This window comes from Leptolyngbya cf. ectocarpi LEGE 11479 (genome assembly GCF_015207065.1).
In the GTDB taxonomy this organism is placed as follows: domain Bacteria; phylum Cyanobacteriota; class Cyanobacteriia; order Phormidesmidales; family Phormidesmidaceae; genus Leptothoe; species Leptothoe ectocarpi.
On the sequence record NZ_JADEXP010000159.1, the window covers coordinates 1 to 13793 of the forward strand.

The 13793-nt window shown below is 48.2% G+C and carries 8 protein-coding genes and 1 pseudogene; 6 read left to right on the forward strand and 3 right to left on the reverse strand.

The window, feature by feature from the left end:
• Positions 1–139: 139 nt before the first annotated feature.
• The 6 genes from serC (at position 140) to IQ260_RS16860 (ending at position 9537) form a co-directional block, all read left to right on the forward strand.
• The gene (gene serC / locus IQ260_RS16835; RefSeq protein WP_322744982.1) at positions 140–1258 is read left to right on the forward strand and encodes a 3-phosphoserine/phosphohydroxythreonine transaminase; all 1119 of its coding nucleotides are present in this window, start codon (positions 140–142) and stop codon (positions 1256–1258) included.
• A gap of 64 nt (positions 1259–1322) precedes the next feature.
• A complete protein-coding gene (locus IQ260_RS16840; RefSeq protein WP_193994271.1) occupies positions 1323–2444 on the forward strand; it encodes a NarL family transcriptional regulator in 1122 nt (373 codons plus the stop codon).
• Between the two features lie 132 nt (positions 2445–2576).
• Positions 2577–3689 carry a methyltransferase domain-containing protein gene (locus tag IQ260_RS16845; protein WP_193994272.1) on the forward strand — a complete coding sequence of 371 codons (1113 nt, stop codon included), beginning with the start codon at positions 2577–2579 and terminating at the stop codon, positions 3687–3689.
• Positions 3690–3900: 211 nt separating this feature from the next.
• Complete coding sequence (locus tag IQ260_RS16850; RefSeq protein WP_193994273.1) at positions 3901–5310, forward strand: AAA-like domain-containing protein; 1410 nt, start codon at positions 3901–3903, stop codon at positions 5308–5310.
• A gap of 144 nt (positions 5311–5454) precedes the next feature.
• Entirely contained in the window at positions 5455–8205 is a 2751-nt protein-coding gene (locus IQ260_RS16855) for a CHASE2 domain-containing protein (RefSeq protein ID WP_193994274.1), read from the forward strand.
• Positions 8206–9081: 876 nt separating this feature from the next.
• Positions 9082–9537, forward strand: a complete 456-nt coding sequence (locus tag IQ260_RS16860; protein WP_193994275.1) for a ubiquinol-cytochrome c reductase iron-sulfur subunit — start codon at positions 9082–9084, stop codon at positions 9535–9537.
• Positions 9538–9601: 64 nt separating this feature from the next.
• Here the strand turns inward: IQ260_RS16860 and IQ260_RS16865 are convergent, their stop codons facing one another.
• The 3 genes and pseudogenes from IQ260_RS16865 to IQ260_RS16875 all read right to left on the reverse strand — a co-directional run.
• Positions 9602–10270, reverse strand: a complete 669-nt coding sequence (locus tag IQ260_RS16865) for a DUF928 domain-containing protein (protein ID WP_193994276.1) — start codon at positions 10268–10270, stop codon at positions 9602–9604.
• Positions 10271–10590: 320 nt separating this feature from the next.
• Positions 10591–13212, reverse strand: coding sequence for a CHAT domain-containing protein (locus tag IQ260_RS16870; protein WP_193994277.1), 2622 nt, complete (start codon positions 13210–13212; stop codon positions 10591–10593).
• Positions 13209–13793: pseudogene (locus tag IQ260_RS16875) on the reverse strand (S-layer family protein); the annotation flags it as partial. The pseudogene IQ260_RS16875 and the gene IQ260_RS16870, both read right to left, overlap by 4 nt.

A 13793-nucleotide genomic window follows, 5' to 3' on the forward strand; every position in this document is an offset into this window, starting at 1 on the left:
CCAGTAGTATAGTTAATGGAGTTATCTCCCTAAACAATGCTAATAATGGCCTTGAGCTACTCGCCCGTTGAAAGCGGCTCAAGACCGTTAATTACTAAGTGTTATATTCAAAGCTGAAAGTTCCAGCGAGTACTTATCTGTGAAAATATCATCGTTGCTAAATACTTGTCCTGATACGGATCGTGTTATCAATTTTTATCCTGGCCCAGGTGCGCTTCCTTTACCCGTCTTAAAACGAATTCATACAGAGCTGTTTAATTTTGATGGCACTGGAATGAGTGTGATGGAAATTAGCCATCGCAACCCCAAAATTCAATTCATCATTGACGATAGTGTCGAACGAATTAAGCGATTAATGACGTTAAATGATGAATTTGACGTCATCTTTTTGCAAGGAGGTGGATCACTTCAATTTCTAATGGTGCCAATGAATTTTTCCGAAGATGGAGACTACATCGATTATATCGATACTGGATATTGGGCTGAAAAGGCAATTCGAGCCGCGAAAGGTTTAGATAGGGACTTAGAAATTATTGCCTCTTCAGCCGACTCCTATCATACGAAGGTTCCTAACTTAGCTAAAGTCCAGCTGAGAGAAAAAACTAGATATCTGCATCTTTGTAGTAACAACACCGTTGTTGGCACTCAGTTTCATGATTTTCCAAAGTTCTCTGTGCCAGTTGTTGTCGATATGAGTTCTGACTTTATGAGCAAATCTATGGATACAACGAATCTAAGTTGTATTTATGCCCATGCTCAAAAGAATATTGGTCTTTCCGGTGTTACGGTTGTCCTAATTCGAAAAGAAATGCTTACTCAGGTTTCTGAAAATTTGCCCGAGTTTTTAGACTATCGGACTCATATTGCACGGAGGTCCAATTACCATACGCCACCTTGCTTTTCAATCTATGTAATGTGGCATATCTTACGCTGGATTGAAGAAGATATGGGGGGTCTGAATCAGCTTGGCGAAATTAATCAGAAAAAAGCTGATTTACTGTATAACTTTATTGACTCGTGTGCTCTATTTGACTGTCCTGTAGAGAAACAATCTCGTTCTCAAATGAACGTTGTATTTACTCTTCCTAGCAAGGATTTAGAACAACAATTTATTCAAGCAGCTGCAGAATCAGGTATTGTCGGAGTCGCAGGCCATCGCACTAAAGGGGGATGTAGGGTAAGTCTCTACAACGGTGTAACTATAGAAGCTGTGAGCAGCTTGACGATGTTTATGGAGGATTTTGCTCAGAATAATTAGTCTCTATGTAGTTTGGACATTAACGTCTTCAGCCTAACCCTGAAATTTATAATTAGAGATGACGATGAAAACCAGCTCACCAGTTTGTAGCTATAACGAATGGGATCCTCTAGAAGAGGTTATCGTTGGCACAATCGATGGGGTTACAGCACCTGTTTTGACCCACGATATGAAAACGTTTATCCGTAAGGATTATTGGACGTTTTACCAACAGTATGGCGGAAAACCCTATCCCAAAGAATTGGTGCAGAAAGCAGCCAGAGCCCTGGATAATCTACAAAAGGTGCTCGAAGACGAAGGTGTTGTTGTAAGACGACCAGACTCTGTTGATTATGCTCACCATGTGTTCAAAACTCCCTATTTCGAATCGGCTGGATTCTTTAATGCTGATGTTCGAGATGTTTTACTGGTCGTTGGTGACGAAATTATTGAGGCTCCAATGTCACAACGGTGCCGCTATTTCGAGTTTTTACGCTATCGCACCCTGATTCAGGAATACTTTGATAAAGGATCTATCTGGACGGCTGCTCCTAAGCCCAGAATGGCAAATTCTCTCTATGATTGGGACTATCCGGAAGAAGATATGGCCTTTTTTCGCGGTGAAGGTAATGTACCCGATAGCGTTGGTCCTTTGAACGGACGCTTTATTACTACAGAGGCAGAGCCTTGCTTTGATGCCGCTGATTTTACGCGTTTTGGTAGGGATATCCTAGCCCAGAGGAGTCATGTTACTAATGATCTAGGAATTAAATGGATGCAAAGACACCTTGGTTCAGACTATCGTATTCATACGGTCAAATTTCGCGACCCAGGTCCCATTCATATGGATGCAACTTGGGTTCCCATTGGTGAAGGTCGAGTGTTGTCCTGTCCTGACCGTCCCTGTATCTCTTCCGATGTTCTAGACATGTTTAAGCAGGGAGGATGGGAAATCTTCTATCCTCCCAGAGGTGTAGCAGAAGCTGAGTTTCATATGTCAAGTCGCTGGCTCTCTATGAACATTCTGATGATTGATCAAGAAAGAGTTGTGGTTGAAAAAAGTGAAGAACCCACGATCAGGTTCTTTAAAGAAATTGGTCTTAAACCCATTCTAGTAGACTTTAAGGATCACTATATCTTTGGTGGAGGGCTACATTGTGCAACTTGTGATGTGCGCAGGCGGGGCACATTACAATCATATTTCTAAAGCCACTACATGGCATCCATGGGACACAAAGATTGCTTCGAGATGTAAAAAATGGACTTATATTTGATCTCTACAGAACCTTAATCTTAATGATTAACAATTTTCCTCCACTCTAAAGAAAGGACTTTATCCATGGAAGTCTCACAACCCAACCCATCTGATATGGCATTTAAGTATTTTGATCTGTATGGCTCAATGCGTGCACACAAAGTCATGTTGGAAGATATGGCAAGAATGCGGGCATACCACTCGGCGATTTTTAAGACCAAGTCAGAAATGTTTAAGGATAAGGTGATTCTTGATGTGGGTTGTGGAACAGGAGTACTTTCTGTGTGGGCAGCTAAGGCAGGTGCAAGACGTGTTTATGGTGTGGAAGCAGGCAGCGCTAACAAACTTGCTAAGCAGCTAATTCAACATTCGAATGTATCTGATGTTGTTACGATCCTACATTCCAAAGTTGAGGACATCGATCTAGATGAGCCAGTAGATGTGATTGTTAGTGAGTGGATGGGAAGCCTTCTGCTCAAAGAATCGATGTTTGATAGCGTCGCCTATGCTCGTGACCGGTGGCTGAAGTCTAATGGGTTAATGCTGCCCTCCTATGCCAATATTTTGCTTGGACTATATAGTCCAAGTGAGGAACACGATCATACTCGCTTTGTTCGGGAAAAGCTTGAAAAAGAGATTACGGAATGGGAGCAGACAGTCACTGATCTTCAGAGTCTTGATATAGATTACTCTGACTTTACGGATGATCTAGGGCAAGAATTATCTGACTATTTTTTGGGTAATGCAGTTCGTGTCAATTACTTATCTCAGGAAAATTTAGCTGCAAAGCCCCAACAAGTATTTGAGTTTGATTGTGCAACAGTTGACCCTGAGATACTGGTTCAGTTCAGTCAGGAATTTCAGTTTACTGTTGATCAACATACTGAAATTAAAGGATTTCTAGGTTGGTTTACAACCGGTTTTCCCAATGGAGTCATTCTGAATACTGGTCCGGGACCAACTTACAATCACTGGGGGCAGCAGCTGTATCCGTTTAAGAATGCTTTTAAGGTAGTGCCAGGAGATCAAGTAAAAGGAATAATCAACTTTCGTCGGGACTATGATGAGTCAAGGTTGAATGTAGTTGAGTTTAAGTATCAACTCAATACTGGTATTCAACACACTGCTGTGTTTAGCATGGGTTCTGTAGAACATATGCATCAGGGCTCAAAAAGCGTGCTGTTTTCCCCACTATAAAAATTGCTATCACGATTTATAAGCTTTGTTGCGGTAGAAGCGTCTCTGCTTTCTAGCGATGTCGGGTAGGGGCAAATTTTTCTGTGATATGATTTCCCTAGAAAAATTGATAAGTAATCCTAATCCTAAGGTTATTTAGCCCCGGTATCAGTGGTGGCCACTTACAGCTGTTCCGGAGCATTCCCTACTTGCCAGTTAAACCTGCTCTTCAATGGATGTAGACACGCTTGTACTCGAGGTAGAACGACTTTTACAGCGACGGCTGGGGACACTTGAGCGACTAGTCTTACATGAGTCATGGTGCCGCCGTAGCTATGCCGAGATCGCTCAAAGCTCCAGCTACGCTACGGAGTACATTAAGCAGGTTGGTTCTAAGCTCTGGTCAGAACTATCAGCGGTGCTAGGGGAGAGCGTCAGCAAAAAAAGCCTCCGGCTGATTTTGACGCCTGACCGTCTGCTGCAGACGCATCAGCTGCAGACAGTGGGCGTAGCAAAACAGGCTGCTACAGCCGGTCAGACATTGCCAAATGGCTTAGGTCAGCCCCGGAATACTCTGCTCCCACCTGGAGATCTGACGGCTGCTACCAGACGATTTCCATCGGGTCCTCTGTCCTTAGAATCTCCTCTCTATGTCGAGCGCCTGCCCCAGGAAACAAATGCCTTTAACGAGCTGAGCTACCCTGGCTGTTTGCTAAGGATTAAAGGCCCTCGCCGTATGGGTAAAAGCTCCCTGCTGAATCGCCTGCTAGCCCACAGTCGTCGCCAGGGCTATCACACCGTCACCCTCAATTTTCAAGAAGTAGACCGGGAAATTTTTGACCATCTGGACCGTTTTCTGCGCTGGCTATGTGCCAATGCCAGTCAGCAGCTAGGGCTTCCGTCTAAGGTGGATGCTCTATGGGATGAAGAGATGGGTAGTAAAGTCAACTGCAAGCTTTATTTTGAACGCTATCTGCTGCAGGAGATTTCATCCCCATTGGTGTTGGGGATTGACGAACTGAATCGTATTTTTGGCTATGGGAGTATTGTTCAAGATTTTTTGCCCATGCTGCGGGTATGGCACGAACGTTCAAAAGATAGTGAAATTTGGCAAAAGTTAAGGCTTATCTTAGTCCATGCCACGGATCTTTACGTACCGTTAAATCTAAACCAATCTCCATTTAATGTGGGATTACCCATTAAGCTTGCACCCTTTACTTTAGAGCAGCTGACCACTTTAGCCTATCGCTATGGCGTAGACAGCCTTCTGCAGGACCGGGCGTCATGGCATTCTTTTTATCAGTTGATTAATGGCCATCCCTATCTAGCGGGTCTAGCGTTTTACACCTTGCAGCAGGGCCAACGGTCTCTAGACCAAATTGTGTCTACGGCAGCAACAACTGAAGGTATTTACAATCAACATCTCCAGCGCTGTTTGGCTATGTTAAAAAGCGATCCGTCAATTGCTACTAGCTATCACCAGGTTGTTACCCAACGCAGTGGGACTGTACTGGATGCGATCGCAAGTTACAAGCTCGATAGTTTAGGGTTAATTCGTTTTGATCAAACCTTAGTCAAACCCAGCTGTGAGCTATATCGCCTTTATTTCAGCCGTCAGTTAGATGCGCTCGAACGCCAGTAGTGTTCCAATGGGAAGCAACTACATCTGAACTACCCGATGGTAAGAAAAGTGAGTAGTTTTTGAGTATGTTACTTAACACCTAAAAATTTTAGAGACTTTTAAGGAGCCTCCGGTGAAGAATAGGACTACAGCATTCCATACCCTATGCGATATCAAGTTGGTGGCACTCTGCATGCAACGGATCCCACCTATGTAGAGCGACAAACAGACATTAACCTGTTAGAAGCACTGATAGCAGGGCGGTTTTGCTATGTGCTTAACTCTCGCCAGATGGGCAAATCCTCCTTGATGGTGCGCACCAAGTATCGTCTGCAGCAGGCCGGCCATCGCTGTGCCATGGTCGATCTCACCAGTATTGGCAGTAAACAGATAACGCCTGTCCAGTGGTACAAGGGGCTGCTGGCTGAGCTTTGGCATGACTTGCCGACCGATGAGAATACAACCGATGGGAACGACTTTCAATACTGGTGGCAGACCCAGGGTGATGTCTCTCTACCCCAAAAATTTAGCCGATTTATTGCCGATAGATTATTAACCCAGCATCCTAACGACCATTTTTATATTTTTTTAGATGAAGTTGACAATGTCTTGGGGCTACCCTTTTCCGTTGATGATTTCTTTGCCGCGATTCGCTATTGTTACAACCGACGGGCGGTAGATCCTCGCTATCATCGCATTACGTTTGCCATGTTTGGGGTGGCCAGTCCGGCGGATTTGCTCCAGGACAAACAGCGAACCCCCTTTAACATTGGTCAGGCGCTGTCCTTAGATGGATTTTCCCTGGCTGAAACGACCCCGCTGGCGTTAGGACTGCAAGAGCTAGGGGTATCGTCGCCTCCCCTGGCAGATATTCTGCGGTGGACGGGGGGGCAGCCGTTTCTAACCCAAAAAATCTGTCAGCTATTAACCGAGGTGGGAGAGCCCCCGACCGATTTAGATACCGCTAGTCGCCGGGTGGACTGGGTGGTACAGACTCGACTGATTGATAACTGGGAGGCCAATGATGAGCCTGAACATTTACGCACAATTCGCGATCGCATTCTTAATCAACCGACCCTAACCAGCCGACTGCTGGGTCTTTATCAACAGATATTGGCTGACCAGGTGGTCCCGTTTGACAGTAGCCAAGAACAAACCGAGCTATTGCTCTCAGGAGTAGTCGCCAACCGCCAAGGCTGTCTCAAAGTCAAAAATCCGATTTACCGGGCAATTTTTAACCATGACTGGGTAACGCAGCAGCTGTCGCTACTGCGCCCGTACTCAGAGCCGTTCACTAACTGGATTGCGAGTCAACAAAAAGATTCTAGCCATTTACTCAGCGGTTTGGCCCTGCAAGAAGCCATGGCCTGGGCCGATGAAAAACAGCTCAGCGACTTAGATTATCGTTTTCTAAGAACCAGTCAGCAACAGGAACAACAGCGAATTGAAACCCAGCTAGCAGAAGAACAACAACAGCGAGAACAGATCCAGTTTGCCCTGGGCGTTACCCGTGAAGCACACCAGGTAATAGCCGCAGTCAAGTTAGCCAGTCGGCAACGGGTCAAACGCTTACGCCTGCCATCCTGGTGGGTGCTGCTCGTGGGCTGCGGCACAGCCCTGTTGGTGTGGCTATTGTGTCTTACCGGCTGGCTGCAGAGCAGTGAATGGACGTTGCTTGACAGCTTTTTTCAGCTGCGTCAGGGAACAACCCCGATGGATCCTCGCATTACTTTGGTAACCATTGATGAAGCGGATTTACAACAGGTGGGCCGGTATCCCATTCCAGATGAAGTGATTGTTGATGCCTTACAAAAATTAGAAGCGCAACAGCCTCGACAGATTGGTCTAGTATTTTATCGTGATTTACCCGTCGAGCCCGGTACAGAACGCCTGCATGAGCTATTTGCCACCATGTCCAATGTAATTGGCATTGAGAAAGTCATTGGCAATCAGGTGGCCGCTCCTGCCCAGCTGACTAGCCGCGACCAAGTGGGGTTCACCGATCAGGTATTTGACGCCGATGGCAATCTGCGGCGAGCCTTATTGTCACTGCGTACCCCCGATGGCAATCTGCACCACAGTCTGGCCCTCAAGCTTACCCTTAACTATCTAGAAGCCATTGGCATTCATCCCCATGAATCTCCCCAATCATCCCACACGATACGTCTGGGACAGACTACACTACGACCGTTTCGCCATAGCAGCGGGGGCTATGTACGTGCCGATGATGGCGGTTATCAGATATTAATCAACTATTGGGGGACCCAGAGTAAATTTCAAACCTATTCTCTCCAACAGATACTGACCGATAAAGTGCCAGACGCGATGATGCGCGATCGCCTAGTGCTGATTGGGCCAGTGGCCGAAAGTATACAAAATCTAGTGGGCACGCCCTACAATAACTCCTGGTTTGGTCGACCCCAAGAAGAAATGGCTGGAGTGACGGTCCATGCCAATATTATCAGCCAGCTCCTGGCCGCTGCCCTAGACAAACGACCGCTGTTACACACAGGGCCAGAAGTTTACGAAACCCTATGGGGCCTGATGTGGACATTGGCCGGTGCTGGTATGGCCTGGTGGTTGAAATCTCTCAGATGTATTTTCATCGCAGCGATTACGGGGCTAATTACTTTATTGGCGCTCTGTTATACCAGCTTTTTAGCCGGGTTGTGGTTACCTATATTTTCTGCTGGGTTAGGTTGGAGTCTGGCCATGTTGGCATTGATCGTGATAACTCACCAGCAGTTAAAACGAATTCAACTACAACAAACAGTACAGCAGCTAATAACAATTTCCCGTGAGAAACCAGCGGTGGGACAAATTGCGTTAGAATATCTGCAACAAACTGAAAGTGAAGAAAATCAGAAATTAATTCGTAATTTGTTAGCTAGGCGTTTGCCACACCAGCCAACTTAAATCAAATGTTTGCTGTTTCTACTTAGGAGATAGCCCTAAAGCGATCAGCAATGTCGATTCTAGCCTTAAATTCAGTTGCGAGACCTATGCATTTTGGGGCTCATTTGGTAACTCACTGCGTGAGCCTAGTCCTGATGTCCGATTGGGGGATTGGTCTCCGGGGGGCTCAAAGCTTTTTGAAAAGCTGATTGTTTCCTGGATGATGACACTATCGTGAGAGTAGAAACTGACTGCTGGAATGCCAGGCAAAGTTATAACAATGATTAATAAAATTGCTGATTTCCAGCTATTAAAAGGGCCATGATCAATAGATAGTGTTCGGTACATTTTTTAAAAAATAAACATTAATTCGATCACGGTTGAATGGGCCGTAAAGATCTACATCGGTGGCAATCTCAATGTAGGCAATGGTCAATATCAGCCCCTATTAATCCTTTTAACGTATCCGTGACCAGGTTATTGAGAACGTTGACACATCTTAAGTGAAACCCTGCTTTTCCCACTGTATTAAGGTATTGGGCGCATTAGGTGGGAAAAGTGCGAAAATCAGAAAAGTCAGACAGATTAAGATTAGATACCACGGTTTTTTAGGCTGACGTAGCCAAACCAATAGCAAATGCAACAGAGCTAAATTAGAAACGACAAGAACTTTCTTTCTTCGGCTTCTAGGCCTTAAGTTCACACTTTAGATACCGTTTTCTTACCCCTGTATGGGATATGCTTGCGGACAGATAAATTAATCCAAAAGAAACACCTTTTATTTAGGAATCTGAGCGTAGTCAAATGAGGGCTGAGCGCAGTCGAAGCCCGGCTTTACCCCTGCTTTTTATTGTTCTCTATTGACCCATATGTACGATTTAAAGAGGAAACTAAAGGATGAATCGTCGTGAGTTTGGTAGTTTTTTCAGTTTAGGACTGTTGGCAACATCTTTGCCAGTTGCGATCGCAGCCTGCACCCCCAAAGAAACCTCCGCTGATGCCCCAGAAACAGAAGCTGCCATTCCCCCAGAAACACCCACATCGCGACCTGATGGATTTGAAACGCTAGGTACTGTCGCTGACCTCGATAGTCAGGGCTATTTATCTAGTAAAGAGTTGACAGGTGGGCCTGTCATTGTTGTTCGAGATAGTACCGAAGGAGTTGTCGCCCTTAGCTCTGTGTGTACTCACCAGGGCTGTACCGTCGAATGGAAGGATGATGCTTTTGTCTGTCCCTGCCATGGATCTAAATTTGATGCTGACGGTAGCGTTGCCGTTGGGCCAGCCACAGACGCGCTCAGTGTTTATGAAGCCACGATCGAAGGTGACTGGGTGCTGGTAAAAGCCGTGTAGGCTTAGCACCCAGCTCAGCTCTTGCATCGGGTGGAGAAGCCTCAACCCGCCCAGGGTTGAGCTATTATTCTTGCATTGGCGACAAGACAACAGATTGCCAAATAGTCTGCAGGTGTGGATCGTTGGGACGATCTTTTAATTCTCCCATGATGACGGCCAACATGTCGTACCAATAGCCATGTTTAGCTAACCATTGGGCCTGTTTTAGGGGAGTTGACTGTGGCTCTAGTACAGTTTCAGCCACCCGCTGTACCCAGCCTACCAGCACAGGATTATCCGGGTCGGGCTGTTCGTCGCAGACTACTACCACGTGCCAGCGGTAGTTGCGACCTATGGTGAGGGGCTGTGCCTGATCTGAGAGCGATAGGCTGACGACCCCGGTTTGGTCTGCCACCCAAAAATCTTCTTCTGCATAGTAGAGACCCTCCTCATCTGTGACAGTGAGAATGAGCCGCTGAGCTGATGTGTTTTCCGGCAGCTGCACAGTGACCGTAGGACGCTCTGCAAACGTTAGGCCAAAGTTGCTCTCCGGCATTAACGTCTGTACCGGCTGTTCTTCCAGGGCACAGCGCCCACCATCCCGTGAACCTAGCCCAGAGGTACGCCTGGGAGAGTCGTCCCCCGGTGGATCAAACGTTTCATGAAAAATAACTGTTTCCGCCAAGTTTGCCTCGCTAGACGATAATTGCGCTTTGACCGGTTGGATAACAGCAGCCGTAACGATAGAAAACATAGCGACTGCTCCCCAACGAACCGTTGAGGAATTATTCAAAGAGGGTTTGAGATGCATTTAGATAGACGTTTCATACAGTACTAAACTGAGCCAATTTGCTATGACAATCTCTACTAAAGCTTACATAGCGGTTTTTGTGGATTCAGTGAAGTTTTCAGCAAAAATACGTAGAAAACTTCAAAAGCTTGGCTGAATCTTTTTAGGCATATATCCATACTCAAGTTATCCAAATGAAGCCTTCCTCCTGTGCCCCTTGAGCGGAGTCTAGCGTTCTCTGAGCGGAGTCTAGCGTTCTCTGAGCGGAGTCGAAGAGAGCGCTATCATAACCAATTCCCCGTGAGTACAAACGGAGCCCAGTAGTAGGGATGGCTGTAGTTCGCACTTTTTAGCAGTGAGAGCTGTGCTTGCTGTAGGGCGTCTGAGCGCGATCGCAACGGCTGGCTCAGTTGCCGATACAGCTCGCTCATCAGGTCTGCTGTCGAGAAGTCTTCTACCGACCACAGCGAGGCGATGGTACTTCTCGCCCCAGACCGCACGGCCACACCGGCCATGCCTAAGGCGGCCCGGTCATCGCCCTTGGCAGTTTGGCAGGCGCTGAGTATCAATAGCTCCACCGGGGTTTGCAGTTCTCTCTGCTGCAGCAAACCCTCTAATTCTTTAATTTGTAGCCGAGTGTTCCAGGTCAGAATAAATGTCTCATCAGCCTTGGAGCTAAACTGCCCGTGGGTGGCCAGATGCACAATGGAGATGGGCCGTTCGACCACTTCTTTGGCGAGCTTGGCCTTGGTAAAATTTTGATTTAACAATACGCGAGCCGAGGCTTGGGCTTGAATTTGATCTATTTCCACATCCACGGCGGGCAAGGCATTAAACCCCTGGCGGGCCAATGACATGCCCCCAGCCAATACTTCAAACCGTTGGTCACTTAGACTGGGTGACTCAAATAGCTGTAATCCGGGCGTTAGGGCGATGCCATAGCGTTCAACTAAAAACTGATTACCATCATGCAAAACTGCCATGGGTACATTGCGAAGAGAGCCATCTAGAACAAACACTAGACGCTGAATATCTTGTTGCGCCAGGGACTCTTCCGCCGGACGCAGTAGCCAATCGTAAAGCTGTTGGGCTGGAGCCAGCACCCGCTCCGCCGGAAAAGCTGGGTTGAGCGCCTGTCGTAATGCCTGAAACGTTTCTCGTCTCCTCTCGACAGACAAGGCTGTACCGTAATGCCGCAGCGAGCCGTCGGGGAGGGCTAAAATTACCTCCAGTCGCTGATCCAGCAAAATAGGATAAACAACGGCAGCTTGGGAATCAATCTGATCGATGGGGCGAGCGCGATAGGTCAAACAAGCTTCTCGAAAAAAGTTTTCTAGCTCTGCCAGCTGTAAGGCTTCGATGACGTCCCGAGACTGAGCCAGTCGCTGCTGTTGTTCATCCGTGGGCAGTGTATCAACAGTCTGTAGCAACAGCTGGACTAGCTGCCGATAAACCGGCTCCACCTGCTGTTGAAAGGAAAACTGGATATCAGGATTGAGGGCGACGAGATCTTGATCTAGGGATTCTAACAGGGTGACGGCTTGACTATAGGCAACGATAGCCGTTTGAGTCTGACCCTGGGCCTTGAGAATACGTCCCCGCTGCCATTGCCAAATGGCCATAATCTCATCTGCCTGTACCTGTCGGGCTCGGTCTAAAGCCTGGTCTGTTAAAGATAGCGCTTCAGAAAACTGTTGCGACTGTTCATAGAGCTTGCCTAACTGGCCCAGGGCGTAGGATTCAGCCTGAGGATCGTTAAGTGTGCGTGCCTGCTGAGCGGCTTTAGCGAGGAGAGAGGCGGAAGAGTGAAAAGAGGCGGAGAAAAACTCTGACTTGGCTAGCAGGGTTTCGGTAAAGTTTACCTGGGCATAAATACCCCAGCGGCTGGGGAGCAGGGCTGTGAGTTGAGCGTATAGGGTTGCTGCGGTAGCAACCGACGGAGCCAGCCGCAGCTGATTGAGGGCGGCTTCAAACCAGAGACGAGACTGGGACGGTGTCGTGGATAGGACCTGTTGATAAAAGTCAATAGCTGTTGGAGAGTCTCCCTGGGCCTGGGCGGTGTTGCCGAGTTGAAACTGGGCCTGGGCGATCGCATCTCTAGCATCTAACGCTTGGGCAATTGCCAAACTATCGTTCAGCACTACCTCGGACTCTTCTAGTGCCCCAGTCGTCCTCAGCAGAATACCAACGGACTGGAGACCCTGGGCCTTGAGCAGTGAAGCGGGCTGGGCGGCTAGCTCCTGGCGCAGCGTGGTCATTAACTGACGAGCCTGGGTGTAGTAGCCTAGCGATCGCCATGCCTGGATCTGATTAGTTTGGGCCAAAACCACCCCCGATGAATCAGCTCCCTGGCGATAGTGCTGTTCGGCTGTTTGCCAGGTTGCTAACGCGGCAGCGGGGTGCCCCTGGTAAAACTGTAAACGACCTTGGGCATTGAGTACCTGAGCCATAGCAACAGGCTGATTAGGAACATGCCTGCGGGCCTCGGCCATGGCGTTTTCAGCGGCAGACCACTGGCCCAAGTCCTGATAGACCAGGGTGAGATAGGTGTAGGCCAATGTCTTGTTAGTCGCTGTCGCCGCCGTTGCTGCGGCCTGTCGCCACTGGGTAATCGCCTGTTGCAGCTGGCCAGCATCGTAGAACTGTTGTCCTTGATCTAACAGTATGGCCGTGGTAGCGGCTGCCCCCCCTCTAACTCCCCCTTGGTAAGGGGGAGAACTGGAGCTTCCCCCCTTACCAAGGGGGGATTGAGGGGGGTAATGCAGGATTTTGAGCCCCTTTTCGAGATGTGTATACACGGTAGCCCTAAAGAGCGGCAGATCCGCTGCCTGAACAGTGCCTACACTGAGCCAATAGCTCAAACAGCAGGCGAGTATACAGATAAAACCGTAGCGTAGCCGTCTCATAATGCCTCCCGTGCTGTGGCGCAGGCTGGAGCGTTCAGGCTGACTGAGGGAGACACACTGGCCACTAACTGCACCTGTCCCCGGTCATCGACAAACCAGTCCTGGGCTTCGCTTAAAGTTTCGTGGGTTAACTGAGGAGCCGTGATCTCACCTGCGGACTCGCCTGGCCGTCGCCAGTCGTGCAAAATCGTGCTTCCCTGTCTTAGCTGTCGCGGGTCGGTGGGCAGTCCGCCGCGTCCGGTGGTGATCAGGGAATTAGCTGGATTCGCCGGGGCAGCGCAGCGGGCGGTGATTTGATCGGTGGAGGCAAGCTGGTCAGGCAGCACGGTATCCGTGGGTTCAATATCTGGATTAAACTGTTCAATCACGACATTGCCATCGAGACCAAACTGAGAACTGGCGGTAATGTCATTTAGCGGGGTGAGATTTTCTCGAAAGTCGATGCCAAGGAGGCCCTGGGTTGCGATCGCAATCCTCCCCCCATTCCCTTCAAACGCATTGGCGGTAATGTCGCTGTTACTACCAGGAATTGCAATAATAAACCCGTCGCCTACCGTAATGTTGCCCCCGTTACCCCCTGC

Bases quoted from the DNA above. Each gene is read 5' to 3' on its own strand.
- IQ260_RS16860 (WP_193994275.1), top strand. From the start codon at position 9,082: ATGAATCGTCGTGAGTTTGGTAGTTTTTTCAGTTTAGGACTGTTGGCA.
- IQ260_RS16840 (WP_193994271.1), top strand. From the start codon at position 1,323: ATGAAAACCAGCTCACCAGTTTGTAGCTATAACGAATGGGATCCTCTA.
- IQ260_RS16855 (WP_193994274.1), top strand. From the start codon at position 5,455: ATGCGATATCAAGTTGGTGGCACTCTGCATGCAACGGATCCCACCTAT.
- IQ260_RS16845 (WP_193994272.1), top strand. From the start codon at position 2,577: ATGGAAGTCTCACAACCCAACCCATCTGATATGGCATTTAAGTATTTT.
- IQ260_RS16850 (WP_193994273.1), top strand. From the start codon at position 3,901: ATGGATGTAGACACGCTTGTACTCGAGGTAGAACGACTTTTACAGCGA.
- IQ260_RS16865 (WP_193994276.1), bottom strand. From the start codon at position 10,270: ATGTTTTCTATCGTTACGGCTGCTGTTATCCAACCGGTCAAAGCGCAA.
- IQ260_RS16870 (WP_193994277.1), bottom strand. From the start codon at position 13,212: ATGAGACGGCTACGCTACGGTTTTATCTGTATACTCGCCTGCTGTTTG.